16 protein-coding genes are annotated in these 23,226 nt (G+C 67.5%); 11 read left to right on the top strand and 5 right to left on the bottom strand.

Going from position 1 to position 23,226, the window contains the following annotated elements; genetic code table 11:
- Positions 1–656 precede the first annotated feature (656 nt).
- The 9 genes from LLH23_08160 to LLH23_08120 all read left to right on the top strand — a co-directional run bounded on the left by LLH23_08160 (position 657) and on the right by LLH23_08120 (position 13,282).
- A complete protein-coding gene (locus tag LLH23_08160; protein ID MCE5238453.1) occupies positions 657–1,445 on the top strand; it encodes a formylglycine-generating enzyme family protein in 789 nt (262 codons plus the stop codon).
- A 172-nt stretch (positions 1,446–1,617) separates the two neighbouring features.
- A complete protein-coding gene (locus LLH23_08155; protein MCE5238452.1) occupies positions 1,618–3,228 on the top strand; it encodes a hypothetical protein in 1,611 nt (536 codons plus the stop codon).
- Between the two features lie 539 nt (positions 3,229–3,767).
- The gene (locus tag LLH23_08150) at positions 3,768–7,178 is read left to right on the top strand and encodes a carbohydrate-binding family 9-like protein (GenBank protein MCE5238451.1); all 3,411 of its coding nucleotides are present in this window, start codon (positions 3,768–3,770) and stop codon (positions 7,176–7,178) included.
- Positions 7,179–7,545: 367 nt separating this feature from the next.
- Positions 7,546–8,778 (top strand): sensor histidine kinase, encoded by a 1,233-nt coding sequence (locus LLH23_08145; GenBank protein ID MCE5238450.1) that lies wholly within the window; start codon positions 7,546–7,548, stop codon positions 8,776–8,778.
- Positions 8,753–9,427 carry a response regulator transcription factor gene (locus LLH23_08140; protein ID MCE5238449.1) on the top strand — a complete coding sequence of 225 codons (675 nt, stop codon included), beginning with the start codon at positions 8,753–8,755 and terminating at the stop codon, positions 9,425–9,427. The genes LLH23_08145 and LLH23_08140 overlap by 26 nt, the downstream gene beginning before the upstream one ends.
- Before the next feature lie 112 nt (positions 9,428–9,539).
- Positions 9,540–10,019 (top strand): RpiB/LacA/LacB family sugar-phosphate isomerase, encoded by a 480-nt coding sequence (locus LLH23_08135; GenBank protein ID MCE5238448.1) that lies wholly within the window; start codon positions 9,540–9,542, stop codon positions 10,017–10,019.
- Positions 10,016–10,777 (top strand): glycerol-3-phosphate acyltransferase, encoded by a 762-nt coding sequence (locus LLH23_08130; protein MCE5238447.1) that lies wholly within the window; start codon positions 10,016–10,018, stop codon positions 10,775–10,777. Before LLH23_08135 ends, LLH23_08130 begins: the two co-directional genes overlap by 4 nt.
- A gap of 52 nt (positions 10,778–10,829) precedes the next feature.
- Positions 10,830–11,540, top strand: coding sequence for a prepilin-type N-terminal cleavage/methylation domain-containing protein (locus LLH23_08125; GenBank protein ID MCE5238446.1), 711 nt, complete (start codon positions 10,830–10,832; stop codon positions 11,538–11,540).
- Between the two features lie 650 nt (positions 11,541–12,190).
- Entirely contained in the window at positions 12,191–13,282 is a 1,092-nt protein-coding gene (locus LLH23_08120) for a hypothetical protein (GenBank protein MCE5238445.1), read from the top strand.
- A 22-nt stretch (positions 13,283–13,304) separates the two neighbouring features.
- On the opposite strand, the gene LLH23_08115 is transcribed toward LLH23_08120, so the two are convergent.
- The 3 genes from LLH23_08115 to LLH23_08105 all read right to left on the bottom strand — a co-directional run bounded on the left by LLH23_08115 (position 13,305) and on the right by LLH23_08105 (position 19,681).
- Positions 13,305–16,262, bottom strand: coding sequence for a hypothetical protein (locus LLH23_08115; protein ID MCE5238444.1), 2,958 nt, complete (start codon positions 16,260–16,262; stop codon positions 13,305–13,307).
- 87 nt (positions 16,263–16,349) lie between these two features.
- A complete protein-coding gene (locus LLH23_08110) occupies positions 16,350–17,147 on the bottom strand; it encodes a cache domain-containing protein (GenBank protein ID MCE5238443.1) in 798 nt (265 codons plus the stop codon).
- Positions 17,148–17,218: 71 nt separating this feature from the next.
- On the bottom strand, positions 17,219–19,681 hold the full coding sequence (locus tag LLH23_08105; protein MCE5238442.1) for a hypothetical protein: 2,463 nt from the start codon (positions 19,679–19,681) through the stop codon (positions 17,219–17,221).
- Between the two features lie 301 nt (positions 19,682–19,982).
- Here LLH23_08105 and LLH23_08100 point away from each other — a divergent pair, with 301 nt between their 5' ends.
- The gene (locus LLH23_08100; protein ID MCE5238441.1) at positions 19,983–20,735 is read left to right on the top strand and encodes a LemA family protein; all 753 of its coding nucleotides are present in this window, start codon (positions 19,983–19,985) and stop codon (positions 20,733–20,735) included.
- Here LLH23_08100 and LLH23_08095 read toward each other — a convergent pair.
- Both LLH23_08095 and LLH23_08090 read right to left on the bottom strand, forming a co-directional pair.
- Complete coding sequence (locus LLH23_08095; protein MCE5238440.1) at positions 20,698–22,131, bottom strand: M48 family metalloprotease; 1,434 nt, start codon at positions 22,129–22,131, stop codon at positions 20,698–20,700. The genes LLH23_08100 and LLH23_08095 overlap by 38 nt on opposite strands.
- 46 nt (positions 22,132–22,177) lie before the next feature.
- Positions 22,178–22,735, bottom strand: coding sequence for a LemA family protein (locus LLH23_08090; protein MCE5238439.1), 558 nt, complete (start codon positions 22,733–22,735; stop codon positions 22,178–22,180).
- A 284-nt stretch (positions 22,736–23,019) separates the two neighbouring features.
- Between LLH23_08090 and LLH23_08085 the strand changes: the two genes are divergently transcribed.
- Positions 23,020–23,226, top strand: a 207-nt coding sequence (locus tag LLH23_08085) for a hypothetical protein (protein ID MCE5238438.1), incomplete at its 3' end; no start/stop codon positions are given.

Raw genomic sequence — 23,226 nt, 5'->3', positions numbered from 1 at the left:
TGCAACAGCGCCTGCTCAAGCGCGGCAGCTTCGGCAGTCTGACCGACCTGAACGACAAAGTGATGCGCTTCATCGACCACTACAACGCCGATGAGGCGCATCCCTACCGCTGGACCTACACCGGCCAGCCGAGGGCCGTCTTATATGTTTTTCAAAGGCACGACACTAGTGTTTGACGGCATCTTTCCGTCCAACGTGGCCTGTCTTTCTGAAACGGGTCCAGTCGTTGCGTTGAGATGTGCGCCATCGCGTCTCTGGAGCGTCACGAGTGGGGCCGGATCGGCTTCAGGAGGGGCACCACGCTCCACAGAAGGTGCTTCTTCTTTTGGCCGCGAACGTGTGGTGCGGATGGCCGGCCGTTCAGCCCACAAAGAGACGACACCGTTCGATCTGAGTGACGTCGAGGAAGGTGTGAGTACCTACCTATGAGCATCTGGTCCCGCCTATTCGGCAGACGTGTGGACGCACCGAAGGGCACCGCTCCACTGCCTGATGAGGTCGTTGGGAAAGCCGAGGCGGCAGTGCGCCCGGCGACAGGCACACCTCCACCTGCACTCGAAGGCACCGCTGAGACTTGCGTGGAGGGTAGCGAGAGGCCGTGGGAGCGCCCGGGCGCGCAAGCGGGGGAGCAGATCACCGGCCCCGACGGCGGCCCCATGGTCTGGGTCCCGCCGGGAGGGTTCATGATGGGCACCACCGATGACGACGCCGCGTATGCTGTGACGAATCTAGGAGCAAGCGCAGAGGATCTAGAAGAGGAGCAGCCAGCCCACCAAGTCCACATAACGAGGGGCTTCTGGCTCGGGAGGTGCCAAGTAACGAACGAGCAGTATGCGCGTTTCCTGAATGGCCACGGGAAGACGAAGACTGCCGTGGAACTCAATCGCCTCATCTGTCTAGACGCCCTCACCCTCGGGATCGAGGCTGTGGCAGGCAGTTGGCGCCCGAGGGACGGGCTGGGCTGGATGGGACGTCGCCCAATGGTGGAAGTGTCTTGGCATGGTGCGAAGGCCTACTGTGACGTGTATGGGCTCGACCTGCCCACCGAGGCACAGTGGGAGTACGCGGCGCGAGGACAGCAGGGCCTGCGCTATCCGTGGGGACCTGAATGGAACCCGCTGAAGTGCTGCAACAATGAGAACAAGGGCACGGGCTACCCACGAATGATGGAGGTTGGAAGTTGCCCCGCCGGTGATAGCTGGTGCGGGGCCTGCGATATGGGGGGGAATGTGGTGGTGTGGTGCGCAGACTGGTACGGGTGCTATGCGTCGTCGCCGGAGGATGACCCGGCCGGGCCGGACGCTGGGGAGTTTCGGGTCGTGCGCGGTGGAGCGTGGGATGCCTACCCGAACTACTGCCGCGCCGCGCTTCGGCGCGGGCGCCTGCCTGACGCTAGGGACTGCGGCCTGGGCTTCCGGGTCTGTAGCAGTCCCAAAAGCCCCTAGCGACGCCACAGGACTTCCGAGGCGCGTCCGGAGGCGGACAGAAACACGCCTCGCGGGACGACACACACTCATAAGGGACGCCTCGCGTACGTGGCTGGACCCGAGTGGGACCAGACTATTCCCCTCCACGGCGTTGGTCCACTGCGCCGCTTCGTTGGCGGCAGAGATCGTGGTGAGGCCAAACTGCGCCTTTGCGGCCGCCGGATCGCGCATCGAGGTGGCCGTGCCCGCGCCCATCGCGATCGAGCGCGACCCGCAGGGCCGGATCGCGCAGGTGGTGGATAGGCTGGGCAACCGCGTGACCGTGGCCTACGATGATGCCTCGACACCTGTGGCAGTCCCAGGTGACGCTGGCGTCACAGTCTCAGGCCTGCGGGACATCGCCGCGACCCCTGCCGGTGGCGAACCGGCGCACGCCTCCGGCGGCTGGGCCTTCACGGGCGTGCCTGCAGCTGACGCCTCGGCGAGCGGGGCTCCGGAACGCTTCGCCGGCCTCCCCCAGCGCCACGCCCGGGCCCGGGAGCATGTGGTGGAGGTGAGCCGCCTGGTCGCGGCGCTGTCTGGGCCCGACGGGAGACCCCCGACGACGATCCCTCCTGCAGCCGACCTGGCCGACGCCGTGGACCTTGCCCACCTGGCCGACGCCGTGCGGGCAGGCGTGCCTGCGGAGGAGGAGGCGCCCGAGCGGACGGTCCTGCGCCTGGTGCAGCAGGCCTGGCAAGCGGCCGTGTGCCGGCGTGTCGCCTCGCTGCCCGGAGCCCGGTCCCGCCACGCCGCGGGGGGCATGGCTTCCGGTCCAGCCCGGCCCGACGGCGTCCGCCTGGCCGCCCTGGCCCTGCCGCAGGGACTGTTCGCGCAGGCGACGGGCGCGGAGACGGACGGCCTGCCGATCCTCGACCCCGGCTGGGACGGCATCAGCCCGGGGAACCGTGCGCGGCAGCGCCTCGGCACAGCGCCGATGCAGCACCCGGACTCAGAGGGCAAGCAGGTCCTGAGGCAGGCGGTCGAGGGCTGCGAGTTCCTCCAGGCGGCGCTGGACGTCTTCAACGGGCTCACCGATCCGGTAAGCTGGCTCATGGACAAGGTGGGGCTCGGGCCGAGTGGCATGCCGGGGATGCTGCTCAGCGGAATGGTGCAGTGGATGTTCGACGCGGGTGCCGCCATCTCGCAGGCCCTGGGGGGCGACCCCCCGCGAGCGGACTACAAGAGCCTGGACGTGCCGCCTCGGCCGGAACTGCCGGTGCTGGCGCCCCGAAAGGGGCTCTCAGCGGCCCGGGCCAGGGCCGGCAACGCCGCAGCCGCGGGCCTGCGCGACTGGTACGCCTCGCTCCGAGCGGCCCAGATCAGCCTGGATCGCGTGGGCGGCGCCCTGGCCGCGGGAGACGGGGCCTGGGCACGGCGTCAGGCACTCGCCTTTGTCTACCACAAGCGCCAGGCGGGCGAGCGCATGGTGGCCGCCTGCGAGCGCTATGGCGCGCTGCTGGACGTCATGGAGGACGAGGGCGTTGAGGCCGAAGGCGTTACGCTCGCCCAGCTCAGTACCCACCTCGCGGCCCTCAGGGAGAAGGGCTTTCGCCCCGAGTCGCTTGAGGCGGCGCGCAGGCTTGGCCTCAGCGACGAGGAGATCGAGGCGGCGCGCCGGCGGAGGCTGTCCTTCGCGCCCGACGACGACCTCGACGACCCACTTGTCTTGGGTAGACAGGTGAGCGAGGACCTGCTCGACCTCGGCCATCGCTGGCTCGCGCTGCCGGAGGTGGCAGCCCCCGCCGCTCCCGCGCCATAGCGGCGCCTCGTCGTGCCCCCCAGCCCGACACCGTGTTGTGCGCGATGGGATACCCCTCCGCATCTGGTGGGGGAGCCCGTATCTCCGAGCGACTCAACCCGCCAGGCTTGGGCTGGTGCCGGCCTCGATTCCGGGAAGGGACGAGAGCCCGGAACGGGGAATTCACTGCCGTCCTCTGACCTCCCACCGCGAGCGCTGCACACAGAAGTGTCGCTCAGGCACACCCATCAATGGTCGTGTCTGGAGGGCTATCAGTCGTCGCCCCTTATTTGGGCTTCACACCGGAGGTGCCGGCCGTCGGGCTCCCAGCGCCCCACTTGGGGAAATCCCCGTCGGTCGTCCTCCATGGCACCGCTGAATCGACCCGATCGACGCGTCAGAGCGCGGCTGCTGTTCTAGGTGCCCCCCGGGCGCCAATCGCGCAACCGATCGAGGCGTGGAGCGAGGAAGAGACAGGCGACCTCGTAGATGGGCAGCCTTACTGCAGTTCGCTGTGCTGCCGCTGTCGGCCGGACCTCAGATCCCAGGAGCTGATCACGATGGGTAGGGCTTTCCTCGCCGTGGTAGCTGTCTCATTCCTGATCACTTCTCTTGGGTTGGCGCAGCCGCCGCTCTCATACCCTTGCTATCGTCTGGCGGCGCCCCCGACGGTAGACGGGAACATCGACGACGCCGCGTGGCAGGCGCTGCCCGAGGCAGTGGGGTTCCATCGCCTCAAGTCGGACGCTCTTGCCTACAGGAAACCGACCTCCTTCCGCCTCGGCTGGTCCGGCGACGCCCTCTACCTCGCAGTGCGTTGCCGCGAGCCCTTCGGCCGCCTGATCAGGCCCCTCGTCGCCGACGGCGACCCGCTGTGGGATGATGACAGCATCGAGGTCTTCCTGGTCCCGACCGGGACCGACTACTTCCAGCTCATCGCCAACACCGCCGGCGCGCGCTGGAATGGCCGGAAGAGCGGAGGGATCGACAAGATCTGGCCGTGGACCGCGAAGGCGAAGATCGTCAGCGACGACTGGTGCCTGGAAGAGCGCATACCCTTCTCGGTCCTCGGGCTCACTCCGAAAGAGGGCGACAGTTGGAAGTTCAATGTTGCCCGCAACCTGACGTGCGGCCCCGCCGAAGAGAGATTCTCGTCGTGGGCACCGGTCAAAGAGAGCTTCGCGGATGTGGCGAACTTCGCCGCCCTGGCCTTCCGAGGCGCGCCTGTGGCCGCCGAGGTTACCGCCGCTCAGCAGCAGTTCAGTGCGCCTTACCACGAGTTCCTGGCACGGCAGCAGGGCGCGGTGGGAAGCAGCGTCGCCAACGGCAGCTTTGAGGACGACGTGAAGGGTTGGGGTCTTCGGGAGCCGGGGCGTGTGACCATTGACACTGCCACGGCGACGATGGGCGGCAAGTCCATCCGGCTCGATGGTTCAGGCGGCCCGAACATCTTCGTCGGCGCCTCGCAGGGCCTGAAGCTCGAGCCGGCGACGAAGTACATCCTGCGCTGTGACATCAAGCGCACGAAGTTCGGCTCAGGCACCATCAGCGTAGATGTGATCGAGCGCGACCGGAAGGACGTGGAGTGGACTTACCGTCGTTGCGGAGATCGTGCTGCCCCCGGTGACGTGGCGGGCCAGTGGGGCCACTATGAACTTCGCTTCCAGACGAGCGACCGGCTGCTCGAGTCCATGGTCATGCTCTACAACATCTCCAGTGGAGCGACCGCCTGGTACGACAACGTCGAACTCGTCAAGGATGACGGCCGCGATCCCGGCGGCTCAGGTAGCCCCGGACGCGCCTCCAGGCCCCTTCGGATCGAGCTGCAGGTCCGCAATGCCTCGGCGAGACTCCTCGTCAATGGCGAGGCGGTTACGGCCCAGCCCGGACAGCCAGCGTTGGCGCGAATCCGTGAGGGAGTCACGATCTTCGGCATTGACGCGCAGGCGCAGGGGCCGAACCCCGGTGTGAAGGTGCGCCTCGCGGCCGATCCAGTGACCGACTCCCGCTGGCGCGTCTCCACTCAGGAGGCGGTCGGATGGCAGGCCGTAGAGTTCGATGACAACCAGTGGCCGCTGGTTGCCCCTGACCCGCAGGGCTTCATGTGGGCGCCCGGCGGAGCGCCGAAGGCGCTGCTGCGCCAGGCGCTACTGTGGAATGCCGGCCACGACGGGCCGGACCGCTGCCTCCACCCGCTGATCAAGGAATGGGGCATCTCCGAGGGCGCCATGGAGAACCTGGCCCTCATGCTCTATTCGCACTTCCCCTTCGCACTGGATGGCTACGAGTTCATCGTGGATGTTCCGGCCGGCACGCGGCTGCTCGACATCATGCACGAGAGCGGGCGGAGCCAGCACAACGTTCGGCCCACAGGGGTGGCCACGGAGACGACGGAACATGACGGCCGCCCGTACACCCGCTACCGCATCTCGCAGGCCAAGAGCAGCGTAGCGCCGGACCGGATCACCGGGCAGTTCCTGCCCTTGCTGCTCGAGAAGTGGTCGGGGCCCGAGCGGACGACGGCCTGGTACTACCGGCGGATCGCCAAGGGGAACTTCACCGAGCTTGAGCAGAAGATCCCCGTGCGCGTCCTCCCCCCAATCAACGGGCGCTTCTGCAAGAACATCATGATCTCCCAGTACTGCTCCGAGCCCTGCTCCGGCTATTACCCCGGGGCCCGGCTGTCGCCGGAGCATTACCAGCAGCACATGCGGCAATCGTTCCAGGCGGGCTTCAACATCTGGATCAGCCCCGCACCCGACACGGCCGAAGCGGTGCGGAAGGTTGGCGGACGCCTCATCATCTGGTCGAACTACCCCTTCTACGGGATGAAGAACGTTCAGTCACGCCCCGGCTACCGTTGGCTGCAGGAGCACCCCGAGGCGCGGGCCCGCTATTTCGAGGACAGCGACACCTGGGAGAAGCGCGACCAATACTGCCCGTCCTACGTCGTGGGCGAAGGGCGCGCCGCCTTCCTCGCGGAGGTCAAGGCCAGCTACCAGAACATGCTGAACAAGCTGCCGGGGACATCCATCATCTGGAGCGACTGGGAAGAGGTCGTCTGGGACCCGCAACATGGCTCGCCCGGTGCGGGCGCCCGCGACGGCAAGGGATCCTGGTGCTTCTGCGACCGCTGCAAGACCGAGTTCCGCAAGTGGGCCAACCTCCCGGCAGACGCCGATCTCTCGGACGCCGCGATCTTCCGCGACTACAAGTCACAGTGGGACACCTTCCGCTGCGGACTTGACGGCAAGGTGGCCGCCATCGCCAAACAGGCCTCGAACGAGCTGGGCAAGCCCTACATGCTCTACTCGTGGTCATCCCACACGAAGCTCTGGCACGCACTCCAGGGCAGCATTGACCTGGCGTTCCCGGGCGTTCCCGGGACCGAAGCGGGCAGCGCCTCCGGGCAACGGTATCTCGACGACGTCGCGGCCATGTTCCGCGACAAGGTGGGCCTGGGCCGGGACAAGGTGATGGGGCAGGAGTTCGCGATGGGGCATGGCTACGCGCGAATCGTCAACCCGCAGACCTTCCTGAGCCGAGCCGAGGACTATGAGGACCCAAGGCTGCAGAAGCGGGAGATCCTGCGGATTGTCGCCTCGCTCGGCGGAGGTGTGGACCTGTGTAACACGATGGATCGCACCGGCGGCATGTTGTACTGGATTGGCGAGGCCACCCGAATCCTCGCCACCTATGAAGACCTCTTCTATACGGGCGAGCGTGACGACGCCCTCGCCGAGTGTGACACGCTCCAGTACCCCGACGTGCTGGTGCTCAAGCGCGGTAGCGAGCGCCTCGTCCTGCTCTTCAACGAGGGGGACAAGCCGGTGCAGGTGAGACTGCGGAACAAGGACCTGCAGGCCGGGCAGGTGGCCACGGTGTTCGAGGCGGGCGTGAAGAGCGATGCTCCCGCCGAGATGACCGTGACAATCCCGGAGCAGGACGTGGCCGTGGTCCACATCAAGTAACCCATCGCTGCCTGGAACTCGGGGGCCTGATCGGGCGGTGGGGCGCAGCTGTACGCATCCGGCCCGTCTGGATTCTGACGGACGCTCACCGCGCGATTCGGCAGCGGGCGGTTGACCGGCAGCGCTCCTGGACCGGCTGACCCATCCTGTCCGCATCCCCGAGGCGAATGGCGAGAGTTCCCGGCTCAAGGGAAGCTGCCAGCGCCTCAAGCAGCACCGCCCCAGACCAACCTAGCCAGCGGAGACCAGGCAGGAGAACAGACGACCGTGGGAGTACCATAATAGTAGTAATGGGTGCCGCGGTTCCGACCGCCCCCCGTCGCACTTTCTAGCCGGCGTTCACACCTGACGACTGGGATGATCCCGGATGCAGTCGCGACACCTCAAAGACCGGCTGTTCCTCCTCCTCTATGCCCTGCTGCTGCTCTACGCCTTGGCATGGTCGCACTTTGGGTACGTCCAGCAGCAGGCCGGCGGTCACGCGGACACGTTGCGCCTGGCGATCGTGGTCGCGCTGGTGTACGTGGCCGCCCGGGCGTTTGTGGTGATGCGGCTGACGGTACCGCCGTGGTTGTCGTGGCTGTGGCTGGCGCTGGACCTGACGGTCGTCACGCTCATCGTGCGCCTGAGCGGCGGGGTCCGAAGCCAGGCCAGCCTGGGCTACGTGATCCCGCTGCTCACGGGGGCCGCCGAGCTGAAGCCGACCCGTGTCGTGGTCACCGGCGTGGCCGCCGGCCTCCTCTATGTCGTGGCCTGTTGGATGGCACAAGCCGGCGGGCCCCGGTGGGAGCCGGGGGGGCGGGAGTGGCAGTTCCTCGCGACGGGGCTGGTGTTCGTGGTGGTGCTGACGGCCTTGGCGACCCGGTATGCTACGGCCGAGCGCGGCCGCGTGCAGGAGATGACCCGCCTGCGAGAACAGGTCGTATTAGCTGACTACCGGGAGCGGCTGTCGCAGGAACTGCACGATGGGGTACAGCACTACCTGGTCGCCGCCGTATGTCGCCTGGAACTTGCGCGCAAGGTCGGGGAGACGGACGTCGCACAGGCGCTGAACATGGCCCTGGGGGTGCGTCACACCATCCGCCAGGGCGCCGATGAGCTGCGCTATCTCGTGCGTCGCCTGCGCTCACCGAAGCTCGAACGCCACGGGTTCGTCGAGGCGCTGCGGGACCATCTGGCGCTCTATGCCGATCACGTCCCCTTCACGATCAATCTGCAGATCCACGATGACCACGTCACCCTACCGCCGGAAGTCGAGCAGGCGGCTTTGCGCATCGTTCAGGAAGCCCTGACCAATGCCGAGAAGCACGCTGCGCCGACGGCGGTGAACCTGACGCTGTCGGTCACGCCCGAGGTGGTGCGGGGCAGCATCGAGGACGATGGCTCGGGGTTCGATCCGGCCGCCGTCCACGAGGACGTGCGCACGGGCCAGGGGCTGGGGCTGGCCGGGATGAGAGATCGTGCCCAGGCGGTCGGCGGACAGCTCGAACTGTCGAGCCGTCCCGGTGAAGGTAGCACCCTGTCCTTCCGCATCCCGCTTAGGCCGAACACCCTACCAGCGGAGTCATCCCCCGATGCCGATCCGCCTGCTGCTGGCTGAAGACGAGACGGTGGTCCGACACGCCCTGGCCCACCTGCTCGACCAGGAGGAGGACATCGTCGTGGTTGGGGCCGCCGGGGACGGCGAGGCCGTCGTCAGCCTGGCGGAACAGCTCCGCCCTGATGTCGTCCTCACTGACCTCAACATGCCCAGACTCGACGGCATCAGCGCGATCCGCCGGCTCAAGCAGGATCTGCCGGACTGTGCCGTGGTGGTGCTGGCCGTGCACAGCGATGACGAGCATCTCTTCGGCGCGATCAAGGCCGGGGCGACGGGTTATGTGCTCAAGCAGGCGTCGCCGGAGCGCATGCTGGAGGCGGTCCGCGCGGCCGCCCGGGGCGAGAGCTTCCTCTCGCCCCCGCTCATGGGTCGCGTCCTGGATGAGTTCAACCGCCTCAGCCGCCAGCGCCAGGCCGTGCGCGAGGTCTTCGCCGAGCTGACGCGGCGCGAGATGGAGGTGCTCGAACTGCTGGGTCAGGGCCTGCGTAATCGCGACATCGCCGGGCGTCTCTTCCTCAGCGAGAAGACCGTCAAGAACCACATCTCAGCAATCCTCGACAAGCTCCACGTCAATGACCGGACCGAGGCGGCACTACTGGCCGACCGCCACGGTCTGACCGACCCTTCTGCCGCAGCACCATCACCCTAGCCACCACTCCAGGTCCCGGAAAACCGGGACCCCGCGCTCGCGTACTCGCGACCATCGGGCCATGTCAAGGGCGCCACGCTCGGGTACGATGGAGAGGAGGCAGGTGATCACCATGGTTGGCCTTGGCGCTGACCACAACGGACTGGAGCTGAAGGACTGGCTGAAGGCATTCCTGCTGGGGGAAGGCTACGGCGTGCGGGACTTCGGCACGGACACGCCGCTACCGGTAGACTATCCGGACGTCGCGGCGCGAGTGGGCGCGGCGGTGGCCGGCGGTGAGATCGAGCGGGCCATCCTCGTGTGCGGCACCGGGCTGGGTATGGCCATCGCCGCCAACAAGATCCCCGGCGTGTATGCCGCTCCCGTCGGCGACCCCATCGCAGCATGTCGCGCCCGGGAGAGCAATGACGCCAACGTGATCGCTCTGGGCGCCTGGACGTTGGACCACGAGACGGCCGCCCGGACGGTGTTGGCATGGTTGGGGGCCCGCTTCTGTCTTGAGCGGTCGGGGCGCAAGGTGGCCAAGATACGTCAACTCGAACGGCGGTACGCACGGGTTCCGGAGCGCCTGCCGCGGGAGGTGCCGGCATGATCAGCCACAGCCTCGGAATGTTGGTGCTCGCGTACCTGCTGGGATCCGTGCCGACGGGCTATCTGCTGGTCAAACTGTGCCTGGGAGTGGACGTGCGAGAGCACGGGTCGCACGGCATCGGCGCCATCAACGTCCTGCGCGTCGGCGGGCCGAAGCTGGCGCTACCCACGCTAGCCCTTGATCTGGGCAAAGCCTGGTTGGTGGTATGGTTGGCCGTGGACATGGGCCTGCCGCAGTGGCATGTGGCGATGTGTGCCCTGGCGGCGCTGGTGGGGCACGCCTACTCCCTGTGGTTTCTGCTGCGGGACGGACGGTTCGCGGAGGGCAAGTGTGTTGCCGCGACCCTCGGCGTGCTCATCGGTCTGGTGCACACACGGCTGCTGCCATGGCCGTGTGCTGTCCTGCCCCTGGGCGTCTGGGTGCTGGGGATCCTCGGCCCGCGGCTGGTGCTGGGGCGCTGGCTGCCGCTCTCCGTCGCCACCATCGCGGCGGTGCTCTCGGTGCCGTTCGTGGTGTGGTCGATGGCGGCGGGCGAGGCCTGGCGCGTGCTGGCGCTGGCGATGCCGGTGCTGGTGCTGGTTCGCCACAAGAACAATCTGCGGCGGCTGCACGCCGGCACCGAGTCGACCGCCGCGGAGGCACTCCGCGGGTGCCGGGAGGGACCCGTAGGCGAGCCCTTCGTCCCCTCTGACTCGAGGTGGACCAAGGCGCGGAAGCCACGGCGTGCTCGCGGCTGGTTCTGGAGTTCCCACCACTGACAGCCGGCAGCGGCGATAGTAGCATCCGTGGGGAGCCGGTGGAGGTGCAACTGTGCGGCGGCGCGCATTCACTCTGATTGAGCTGCTGGTCGTGATCGGGATCATCGCGGTGCTCGCCGCGATCATCTTCCCCGTGTTCGCCAAAGCCCGCGAGGCCGCCAGGAGGGCCAACTGCGCCTCGAACCTGCGGCAGTTCGGCCTCGCGAACTCCATGTACATGGACGACAACGATGGCTTCTACGTCGCCAGTTCACAGCGCCAGGGCGGAGTGGTAGGGGACAAGGGCCTGTGGTGGATGATACTGCTGCAGCCATACGCGAAGAGCATGCAGATCCTGGACTGCCCCGACTTCCACGAACGCGGCTGGTGCACCAACTGGAATGGGTGCGAGAACGGGGTCAACCAGACGGGTAGCCGATACCGCGGCGGCTATGGCGTGAACGCCGGGTACTTCTGTGACGGGCCGGACAAGTGGCCTCCGGTGGGCTTGTACGCCAGTCCGGCAGGCCGGCACGAATCGGAGGTGGAGGAGCCCTCCGGCACGATCCTGATCTCGGACTCGGACTGCGCTGCGGCGGATCCTGGCCTGCGAGGGGGGCCGGGAGCTGCCCTACACGACCCGGATTACAACCCTCGGCACAACCACGGCAACAATTACCTATTCTGCGATGGACACGTGAAGTGGCTCAAGACCTACCACCGTGCCAGTGACACCTACGCGTACTCGGTGTGTGGCATGTGGACTGTGCAGGGGGATGATTGAAGCCAGGGAGAGTGTCGACTCTGCACCATCGGTCAGGCCCATATCGGCCGAACCGTGAGCGGAGAGGAGGGCTGGATGCGTAGGAGCGGTTCTCACCGAGGGCGTAAGGCCTCAAGACCATTCTGCGGTGCGGAAGAGCACTGCGATGCCCTCGACGTCGTCTGCAGACCGCAGCGGACCCGCGCTCAAGTGCGCTCTGCATCGGAGGAGACCCTCGAATGGGTGCACGTGTGCGTCGCCGGTCCGGCTCGGCGAACGGTGCCCCCGCACCCGCTGGCGAAGCTGCGTATTGGCCAACTCCCGCGTCACGACCGAGTCTGTCGCCCCTGGGGCCGTCGGGATAGAAGCAGACCGCGCAGGGCTGACACCCGGTCCTCCGGCCCGGCAGCAGGGACTGCGGTACCAACTGCGAACTAGAACAGCAGGGCCGTCCAACGGCCCGGGACTCGCATGGGACGTGGTACCACCCATCGGGACAGGTCACCACGTCGCCCGTCTCGCTCAGCCCCCACCGAGGCATGACGCGAACAGTCAGAGTGCTCAGCTTCACGGGCAGACAGGAGTAGCCGCGTGCAGAGGCCCACGCTTCGGCACGCTCACCGACCGGCCGCCCACCGGAGCGGCCTGGCACTGAGAGGAAGGTTGTAGCCATGGCCCAGACCGCCAGCACCCCTCCACCTACCACACCGCGGGTGGCAGCGATGGTGCTCTACTGCCTCATCCGCCGCAGGTCCGAGGACGGTCGTGCGGAGCGCCTCCTATTGCTCCGCAAGCCCACCGGATGGACCTTCCCGCCCACGAAGCTCCGTGCCAATGAAGATCTGTACACCGCGCTGGTGCGGCCACTGGGTGAGGACCTCGCGCTGCCGTCTGGGAGCTACTTCCCCGAGCGTGAGCTGCCGGTCATCCCGAGCGACATGTCCGGGCCGCGCTATGCCGGCTTGCCTGAACGCTGGTACCTCTGCCCTGTGGACATCTCGCTGACCGCCGCAGGGGAGGCCTGGCTGGATGGCTTCGGCGACCAGGTCCGCTGGCTGACGGCGGCGGAGATCCTCGCCGAAGTGCCGGAACCCAACATACGGGCGATCGTGGAGAGCCTGTCCACGGCCAAGCCCCCGCTGGGAGAGCCCTTTGCGCGGCCCTCGATGGACGCCCTGGCCACGCATTGGGCGGCCAGCAACGAGGGCGGCGTCCGGGTGGCGCGCGAGTGCGAGATCCACGACATCCTCGCCGCTGGCACGCGGGCCTTCAACCTGCGCGTGGCCGACCCCTACCTGCCGTACCAGCGCCAGGGACTGGGTTTCACCTGGAGCTTCTTCACCCCCAAGGACAAGCAGGATGTGCACGTGCACGGGCTGCCGGCGGTGGAGATCTACGGGGTCCTTGAGGGGCGGCTGCACCTGTGGCACAAGCCGATGAACCAACGCGGCGTGCGGACTTGGCGGCATCTAGCCCTCGAGGCCGGCGACTGGGCCGAGGTGGACGCGCTGGAGTGCCACTTCGCCTGCTGGGCAGGGACGGAGGGGCTGGGGGTGGTGTTCAAGTCTGCAGGGCCTGGCGAACTGGCGGGCGTGGGCCGGCTGGGCGAGAGCGGCAAGACCGTGTGCGGGGAGTGCCCGGCCAGGACGACGTGCCTCATCCACCCACGACTAGCGGAGTTGGCCGCGGAGTACAACAAGGCATTCGCCGAACGCGACCACGAGCACGTGGCCCGGCTGCTCAGCGAGGACACAGCGGTGTGACACGGCGGCCGGTGTCTGACCGCTATTGCCGAACGAGCTTCAGGTCGTAGCTCGCCCCGTGCTCGCAGACGATCTCGAGCACCGTATCCGTTGCGCTGGCCGATACGATCCGGATGCTCTCCCCGCCCTGGGGCAAGGACCAGGCGCAGACCGTTCCGGTCGCTTGCTGGAGGCGCCAGGATCCACGGAGCGTTACGCGCAGCGGCCGCGGCTGGTTCACTCCCTTGTCCAGGTTCAGGTCCGGATCGGCCACGCTCAGCACCAGTTGCCCGTCCCGGACGGCTTCCGCCATGATGAGGCAGGCGCGGTCCACGGCCTTGACCGGCAGGGCGTCAGCGCCGACGGTGTGGGCGGTAGGCTCCTGCGGGACGAAGAGCGCGCACTCCCAGCGACGGCCGGGCACATCCCAGACGATGTGGGCCGCCTGGTCGCGCTGCATCACCCGGTAGGGCGGCTTGGCGGCGAGTTCCCGCATCACTTCCGGGGTGGCCCCGACTGACAGCAGATACTCGTAGCCGGCCCCGGCAGGCGCCTTGCCGTGATCAATCCAGGCGGTCAGGAAGTCCCCCTCGGTGTCTCTCGCGTTGGCATACTCTCGGCTCATCTGGTGTTTGCGCGCGACTGACAGCTTCTGTCCGGCAGGCACGAAGTAGCCGGTCTGCTGCACGTCCAGGAACCAGTGGGGCTTCCCCTCGTCCAGGGCCTGGTCACCCGGGAGGCCCGTGAGATCCGTGCCGTCCACAGGGGTCGGGGGCAGCTCCCCCTTGTCATTCTTGGGCAGGCACTTCTGACACAATGTGGTCTGCGTGGCGTACCCCGCCTCGTCGCAGGTGATGTCCGATCCCAGGCACAGGATGCGGTCATCGCTGAAGAACCAGCTCTTCCTGCCGGTGAGGGTCCTCTGACCGGGCATGGCTTGGTTGACCGCCATGGCGAAGATCCCCTGGCGCCCCTGGTGCGACAGCCCGCCGACGAAGGTCTCGGGCGAGTACGGGGTGGCCCACCCCTTGGCGATCGTCTCGAGGGGCAGTTGCGGCACGGTTGTGCCCTCGAACCTCCGCCAGTCCCAGCCGAGTCCCTCACGGCCGCTCGCCTGCGCGCTGACGGGGTTGCCGCTCGCCAGGACCTCCAGGTTGCCCAGGCTCTGGAACAGCCCGAAGCAGTTCACATTGTCATCCCGCTCAGTCCCCCACAGGTACTTGCTCTGCCCGTGAACGCAGGCCAGCCAGCTATCGCGGCGATGGCACAGGATGTTGGCGTACGGCATCACGAACGTGCCGGTCGGGTCCGGCTCCGGCTTGATCCCCAGGCCGCGGTAGGGCTCCTGGTTGGCCGCTTCAGGCACCAGGCGCAGGTAGGCCGCGGCCACTTCCTGGTCCACCGCCTGCTTCCCATCGGGGCTCCCGCAACGGGCCAGAGCGTCCAGGCCCTCCGGGGCGATGCGGTCTACGCCCTTGATGTAGAACTCCGACCCGAACGGGCGCCGTCCGCTGAGCGCCAGGGGCAGGTCAAGCTGATTGCAGTAGATCCGCTGCGCAAGCATGGCCCGGCGGAAGCGCCCGTGCGCCTCCGGACTCAGTCGCCAGGGCGTGCCGCTCAGTTGCTGGAGCAGCACCGGGAGCGTACGGAAGGCGTTCCGGGCGTAGGCGAAGTAGTGGACGCCGTGGTGGTAGGCAGAGCCATCCACCTTCAGGGCGCTGGTAGGCTGCAGCATGGACCGCTCGAGCATGCCCTTGAAGGCGTTCAGCCAGCGGACCTGCTCTTCCGGCTCCACCTGCACGAGGCAGGCGCGCAGGAGGGGAGATACCGACAGGTGGTAGTAGTCCATGTGGGAGGGGGGCGGGGTGTCGGCGAAGACGTCACCGCCGCCGTAGTTCCATAGCAGGTAGTCGCACTGGCGGCCCAGTCGCCCCGCCTCCGCCAGCACGTCGCGCATCAGGAAGACAGCGTTGGCCCAGGGCTCGCCGACCCACCAGTTCCAGTGGAAGCCGGCCCCAGCCTGCATGCCCTGGTCGTAGAGATGGTCCTCGATGAGCAGGAAGGCTTCGGCCAGGCGACGGCGTTGCTCGGGGTCGCGACTGGCCCGGTAGGTAGTCGCAACCTGGTAGCCGAGCCCGGTCGTAGCGCTGGGGTTCTGCATGCCCATCCAGCCCGGGCCGTTCTCGTCCGGCCAGTACGTGCTCTCCTTGGCCCCGTACTGCCCGACCGAGCCGCAATACTGGTAGTGCCTGTCGATCGACGGCCCCCCGTGCAGGCCGTGCTCATCCCGCACGATCCCCAGCGCCTGGACCTTGGCGCACAACTCCTTCGCCTTCGCTTCGTCCACGCCCGGCCCCATGTCAGGGCCCATCAGCGTGCGGATGCCTGCCCGCTCTGCGTCGGTGATGTGGTCCGGCTTGGGGAAGCGCTTCTCGTCAGGCTGAGGGCGCTGCCAGAGCGCCTCCTTCTCAGGAACGATGCCCCGGCCGGGGTGGGTGAGGGTGTTGTACTTGATGAAGTCCAGGAACACAGTCCCCTTGTCCACCTGGCTCGGAGCAGTGATGCGGATGTTGTCCACCGCTGAGGTCGGCTTGCCGGTGGGGAACTGGTCATAGTAGGGCCGCCCCTGGCGCCAGCCGGTGAACCCCAGCGGGAAGCGGAACGAGCCGGTGACCTCATCCCCTTCCCGGAACTCGAAGACCAGAGCGTCCGCGACCGGCTGCTCCATGTACACCCACACGGCGAAGCAGGCCCGGTTACTGTTGACGAGGCCGCCCCGGCGGGCTACGTCGTCGATGCCGTGGCGGATCACCAGTTCCTCCCCTCGCGCCCAGTCCCACCGCAGTGACCGCTGGCCCTGTTTGCTGTGCCAGGTGCTGAGGCTGACGCTCCCGGCGCGGGTGGCGGCGAGGTAGGCGGGTACTCCGTCCTCGAACGACTCGTATCCGGCCTGCTGCGTCTGGGCCGTGGCACAGCTAGACACCACAAGCGCGCAAGCCATGAGCGCTCTGCTCCATTCGCAACTACTCATCTCGGTACTCACCTGCCCGGACTGGCGCGGAGATACTGGTGGCGCTGCCTCGCGTCCTCACTTGGTCGGCTTCAGTACGCCGAGGACGAAGTACCAGCCTGTCAGGGGCGACTTCTGGTACACGCCCGTGAGTCTCCTGCCCTGGAAGTCATAGCCTATCGAGCCCTGTGGCTTGGTCAACATCTCCGCGACCGCCTGCGTCAACGTCGGGCTGTTCAGGTTGGTCGGGTCCCAGAAGAGCCGCTCAGTCCGACGATTGATCGCGACGATCTTCCCTGCGGGGTCGCTGCCCCAGAAATGGATGTTGTCCGGCAAGCTCAGGGTGTTCCCGATGCGCTCACTCAGCTTGTCGAGGTACAGCGAGGCCCCCAGGACACCAACCACCGCGTCCCCTCTGCGGACCGGGGCTGTCACGACCGCCACGTACTTGCCGGTGGACCTGCTGACCACCAGGTCCCCGAGCGTGGCCTGCCCGGCCATAGCCTTCGGGAAGTACGGGCGGTCCCTCAGGTTCTGGTCCGTCAGGCCCTTGTCCACGGTGTAGTAGGAGCCGTCGGGGCGGGCAAACCAGACAGCCGCCTCGACGTCCCGGTGCTGGTAGTCGGCGAGGATGCCCTTCATCCTGTCCCAGTCGCCTGACTTGACCTCTTCAGTCAGCGTCAGCAGCCACAGTGAACGTGCGCTGTCAGTCAGGCACGCATCGGTGAGCCCCATGACAGCCCCCACCGCCACCGTCGCGTCCACGCGCACATGCCTGGTGGCGGGCGGCTGCCCCTGGGCCCACGCGGCGGACGAGAGGCACAGCAAGACGACAACCAGCGAGAAGATGAGACGACCAGCTCGGCGGGTGCTCATGACAGATGCCTCCTTCTAGCGTCTGATGGGTATGCCGGGCTCCGACGCCAGGCGCGGGGCCTCGGGCCGGCTCACAGTCGGCCTAGTTTCTCCAGTAGGTCCAGGGCCTCAAGCCGCACCCGGTCCATGACCGTGCGGTCCTTGGCGGTCCGCCAGAGCTGGTTCTCTCCTCCCATGGTCGCCACCGCCTGCTCGGGCCCCGTCGTGAGCAGAGCCCGCGCCTCTGCTACCAGTCTGTTCGATACGCCCGCGCGCTCCAGCGCTTCGACACGCGCCCGGAGCATTGCGAAGTACTCACAGTCCTCGGCCCCCTCCCGGATCGCCTCCATCTGCTTGGCGTCTGTGACGGCCGTCTTGCTCAGAAACAGGGGCGAGTAGCAGGCCCGCGGCTGCACGTAGGCGTTCCACGAGCCGCCCGCCTCATCCCCGAAAGCCCAGTAACAGGACCCCTTCCCCCCGTACTTGATGTTCAGCCAGAACTGCCCGCGGTAGTAGGAGGCCGGGTCGAGCAGCTTGGACGGGCCCGAGCAGGAGTAGAACCACAACTGGCACCCGGCCTGCTGGCGAGCGACCATGAAGTCCTGGTAGGGCTTGCCTGATCTGAGGAAGATGGAGGCATTGGGGCACAGGACGTCGGCCTGGGCGTAGAACTCCGGGTCCACCTTTGCCGGATCGGGATGGGTGGGGTCGTTCCAGACGACCAGGTCCGGCTGGGCGGCATGCAGGGCCTTGGCCCAGGCGATGGTGGTCTGGTCTTGCGCGTCCGTGTGTGGCTCGTCCACGAGCAGCACCATGATCTGGCCCGGTCTGATCCCCTGGGTGGCGGCATGCTGCACCCAGGCCGTGGCCCACGCGCCGACCATCTTGTTGAAGCGCGCCGTGCCCATCGTCTCGCCGGCGAACGTGTTCTTGACGTTGGGAAACAGGCCCCAGTACGGTACGCCGCGCCAGCGGGCGACCCACTCATCCCACGCGGCGAAGTCCGGAGGTGCGGTCATGTTCCCTTCAGCGTCATACTGGCCAGGCGTGGGCATAACCTGAGGGTTGCTCCAAGGCATGTTCACACCGTGGTCCCTCAGGTTCTTGATGAGCGGCATCATGTTCTCGGCGGTCACCTGGTAGCCGCCCTTGTTGTTGGTCTCGTCCCAGCCGCCGATGGCGGTGCTGAACTCGGCAGGCATGACGACGTCGGCGACATGCAGGTTCAGGGGCACTGTCACGACGCCCCCCCGACCCCCGGGGCTGATCGTCAGAGCAGCCCGGATGTCTCCGGCAGGCAGCCCTTCTGTATCGAGATCCAGCCATATCTGGCGGGTCATGCCGGCGGGGACTGCCAGGCGCAGGCCCTTCTCGGCAGGCTGCCCCGCCAGGATCGCTGACGCCACCGGGATGCGGTCGCGCGTGTCGGTGAAGAGCACCTCCCGCAGCGCCAGCGCCCGAGCGTAGCGCCCCAGGCCGCTGGCCCTGATCGTGGGCGTCAGCGGCGCGTCCGTCGGGTTAGTGATGTTCAGCACCTCCGCCCGGTGCTCGTTGCGCATCATGCGCACGGTCAGTGTCGGTGGCGTGCCCGGAGGCCGCGCCGGCGCCTCCAAGGGCTGTAGCGGGTCATAGCGGTAGCCGCCCCAGGCCGTCAGACTCCTGTACCCGCGTGCCCGCAGCAGCGGCGCCTGCAGCGCATACACACGGGCGTGCAGTTCGCACAGCGGCAGGACCGTCGTGAAGCCTTCCGGGACGTCTTCCCAGCCGTCTATTTGGGCGCCCAGCCTGTCCGCCCGGGCCCGCCACGCCGCCCTCGCCGCTGCGCTGAGGGGCGTGCCGTCCAGCCCCCCGGCGATCTCCGCCAGGTCGGCGCGCATCCGTGCCTGGGCCGAGTCCACGACCTGCCGGGACCGCCAGTACTCGAGGGGCGATATGCTCGCTTGCCTACCCCGCAGCGGCGCCTCCAGCCAGGCGTCCTGGCCGCGGTAGACCTCAACCTCATCCACGACGCAGTACGGTATCTGCTCGACGATCAGCGCCACATAGCGGCCATGCGCCTGCAGGTCCCCGGTCACGAAACGGTGGAGGCGGTAGGGCGTCGGTGGCGGAGCCCCGCGCCTGTTGGACAGCGCGATCAGATCACCGACTGCGGTCCACTGCTTGCTGTCATCACTGACCAGGACCTGGATGCCCAGGGGCCAGTTGACGCCAGCCACTCCTGCGGCGGTGCTGTACGACAGTCCCGCGATCGGCTCGGCTTGCCCCAGGTCAATCGTGATGACCACAGGCCGGCTGTGGACCCAGCCCACGCTCGTCTTCTGCACCCAGAAGTACCCCTGCGTGTAGGTCCCATCCGTCAAGAGGGCGCGCCCCGGGTCCAGACTGCAGTCCCCGTAGGTCGGGGCCGGTTCCAGCGTGTAGTGCTTGTGGAGTGCCATGTTGGGGCCAGGCGGGGTGAACGGAGCCGGAGTGAAGTCGGCCGGAGCCTGGGCCACGCAGACCATCGGCCCTCCCCCCAGCAGAATGAGGAGCAGCAGGATACACGTCGGTCGCATGCAAATCGCCCTCCTTCGCGTCGCCAACGTGGCCGGGAACGCGCGGGGCTGCCGCCGCGCTCCGCCTCACGCGATGTTCGCCCCACGCACGAGGCGACCTCCGTCGGGGAGAAGAGACCACGCGGCGAGTGTCCCTCTTGCACAGCCCGTCCCGCGCTCTGGCGGCAACTGAGGGCAGGAGAGTCCGTGCCGGACTCCGAAGGTGATGGTAGTTGTCCGACGTGTCTCTCGACTCCCGCCGAAGCCGAGCCCCAGCCATCAACTGCAGCCACGTCACGAACCATGGAGAGGAGGGCCTACCATGGCCCGGCTATTGTGGTTCTACCTGCTGTGGGGGGTGGGGTTTGCCGCCCTGGCCTTCGCGTTGACCTTCTCGGTGCTCTACCTGGACGCCATCGCCCATCAGGCGAGCTTCAGTGTCGCGAATGGCACACGCTATGCCTTCGTCGTCGGGGGCTTCTGGCTGGTCACGTGGACCTTCGTCACGGTTGCTCTCGGCGCCGTCGTAGCCGTGAAGCTCAAGGGTGGGCGCGAACGCCTTGCGGGCCTCGATCAGAGCTGCAGGCAGGCGGCCGAGACCGTCGCTGACGCGCTGCAGCGGCGGCATGCCCGCGTCGCAAGCCTCGTGCAACTGGCGCGCCAATCCGGGGCGGTGGACGCCTCGCTCCTCGAGCGCGTCGCCCGGGCGCAGACGCAGGCCACTGGCGCAACCTCTCTGGCTACGGCTCAGCGTCCCGAGACTGAGCTGACCTCGGCCCTGCTTCCCCTGCTACACCAGTGGCCTGCCCTGGCGGGGGCCACCGGCGCCGCCGATCTGCTGGCCCAGCTCGCGGCGGCGGAGGAGGAGGTAGGAGAGGCCGAGCAGGCCCTCAACAAGCTGGTCCGGGAGTACAACCAGCTTGTCCTGAGCGGTGGCTACTTCACGGAACCGGCCTACCGCGGGTGGGGGGTGCGTGAGAAAGCACCCTCGCGGGTGGCGATGGACGAGGTGACCAAGGCACAGCTTGACGTGGCACTCAGGAGCGCGCCTGAGGGGTCTGCTTCGAGTCCGTAGCCGCTGCCGCCTCGCCGTCATCGAACCAGACGCCATGCCCGTTCGGGCAGCGATCCACGACAATCCGTGCGTGTCCGGGCAGCGGCGTCGCCCGCAGGGCCTCGCTGCAGACCGGGCATAGCTTCCCCGCGAAGCTGTGCCAGCCTCTCCCGACCAGGTTGGGGTAGCGATGGTCGGCAGCGGCAAGCTGCTCGGGGGCCTCCGTGAGCAGGTGGGTTAGCTCCTGCTCCGCGATGAACAGGCCACCACAAGCCCGGCAGCCGCGCAGCGTCTGCCCGGCGAGACGACCGCGCACCATCGGCTCGCGGCACCGCGGGCAGGCGTTGATGTCCCGCGATGGGGGCCGCGTGGGAGTGGCGGGGCTCTCAGCCTGCCCAGGTGGCGCCTGGCTCGCCCCCGCCGTGGCGGCTGCCATGGCCACGAGGCCCGGCGACTGTGCCGCCATACTCCCGGCGGCAGGAGCGACCGTCGCCTCAACTGGCCGGCCCTCTCGCGGCCTCGCGTGGGCTGCACCCTCCGTAGTCGCGAAACCCATCTCGTCCAGCCGCTTGATGCGCTCCTCCAGGGGCGGGTGGGTGTCCCACAGCGAGGTGCCGCCAAGCCCACGCAACGGGTTCACGATGAACATGTGCTGTGTGGCGCGGGTGGCGGTGGCCAGCTCGGCGGGGTCACTGGCGATCTTGCGCAAGGCTGAAGCGAGACCCGGGGGGTAGCGCGTCAGGAGCGCGCCCGAAGCATCCGCGAGGAACTCTCGGCGGCGTGAAGCGGCCATCTGGATCAGCCTGGCGGCGACCGGTGAGAGCAGCAGGAAGAGCAGGGCAACGATGACGATGACGCCGCAGTTCCTGGCCGGTCTGACCCCGCGTCCTCTCGTGCGCCAGACGACATCGCTGAGCAGGACCACCGTGCCGACGAGGACAGCGATCAGCGTCATGAATAGCGTGTCGTAGTTGCGGATATGGGACAGTTCGTGTGCGATGACCCCCTGCAGCTCGTCACGGTTGAGCTTCTGCATCAGCCCCCGGGTGATGGCGACCCGAGCGTGGCGGGGGTCCCGCCCGGTGGCGAAGGCGTTGGGTGCCGCGTCCTCGATCACGTAGACCTCGGGCACAGGCAGGCCCGCTGCGATCGCCATCTCCTCAACCACATTGCACAGCCGCGGCTCGTCTTCATGGCTCACAGGCTGTGCCTGGCTGCCGGCGAGGACGATGCTGTCTCCCCCGTAGTACGACATGGCCGCCACGACCAGTGCCACCACCAGGGCGGCCAGGATGCCGGTGTAGTCGGGCAGGTCGTAGTAGACCTCCAGCGCCCACCCGACGGCGATCAGCATCCCCATGCACAGCAGCACGAGGACGAGTGACCAACGCTTGTTGGACTCAATCTGACGGAACATGGGTCAGCCCCGCGCAAGACGTGACGCCCACCGGGGCTCCCGGGGCTCAGAACCGCACCTGGGGCGCTTCGCGCTGCACGGCCTCCTCCAGCTCGAAGAACGGCTTGGTGCGGAACCCGAACATCGCCCCCACCATGTTGGAGGGGAAGACCTGTAGGGTCGTATTGTAGTCGCGCACCGTGTCGTTGTAGAACTGCCGGGCGAAGGCGATCTTGTTCTCGGTGGAGGTCAGCTCCTCCTGGAGTTGCAGGAAGTTCTCGTTGGCCTTCAACTGAGGGTAGTTCTCGGCCACGGCGAAGAGCTGGCGCAGGGCCCCGGTGAGCAGGTTCTCGGCTTGCGCCTGCTCGGCAACGCCTGTTACATCAATGGCTTGCTGCCGCGCTCTGGTGACGTTCTCAAGCACCGTGCGCTCATGGACCATGTAGCCCTTCACCGCCTCGACCAGGTTGGGGATCAGGTCATAGCGTCGCTTGAGCTGGACATCAATCTGCGCCCACCCCTCCTGCACCTGGACTCGTCGCCTGACCAGGCCGTTGTACATGCCCACAAGCCACAGGATGATGACCACCGGTATGGCAATCCCGGCTATGATGCCCCACGACATAGGCGTCACTCCCGTTCGGTTAGCGCTCGGTGCTGAGCACTGTATTGCATGACGAGAGACGAAGCTCACTCCGCACGCCAATAGTCTTCGGCAAGGGCATGGTCGTGCCCTGCTCCCGATCGCGTTGCTGCCGGAACCCGTTGACAATCCTTGTACACGTGCAGGAACTATATGGCAGAACCGCGAACGCTAACAGTAGTATAGCCTGGGAGGCCGTGGTAGCCAGGGGCGGTGTGGTTACCTGCTGGCAGCCAGGGTCGCAGACGGCACGGAGGTGGGATGCGATGTACGGGTCTTTGCGGCGCGGTAGCTGGATGGTCATTGTGGTCCTTGGCTTGCTGTCCCTGGCGTGGTTTGCCGGCTGCGGGGGAGGTGGGGGGCGCGGCGGCGGCGATACTCAGCCGGAGCCCACAGCCGAGGCTTCGCCGTACTCAGCCCATTTCCACGTGGATGTCACGACGGGGGCCGTAACGATCACGCCACCCGGCGCG

It is taken from the genome of bacterium (genome assembly GCA_021372615.1).
Lineage (GTDB): Bacteria > Armatimonadota > Zipacnadia > Zipacnadales > UBA11051 > JAJFUB01.
This window is presented reverse-complemented; position numbering and strand designations above follow the sequence as displayed.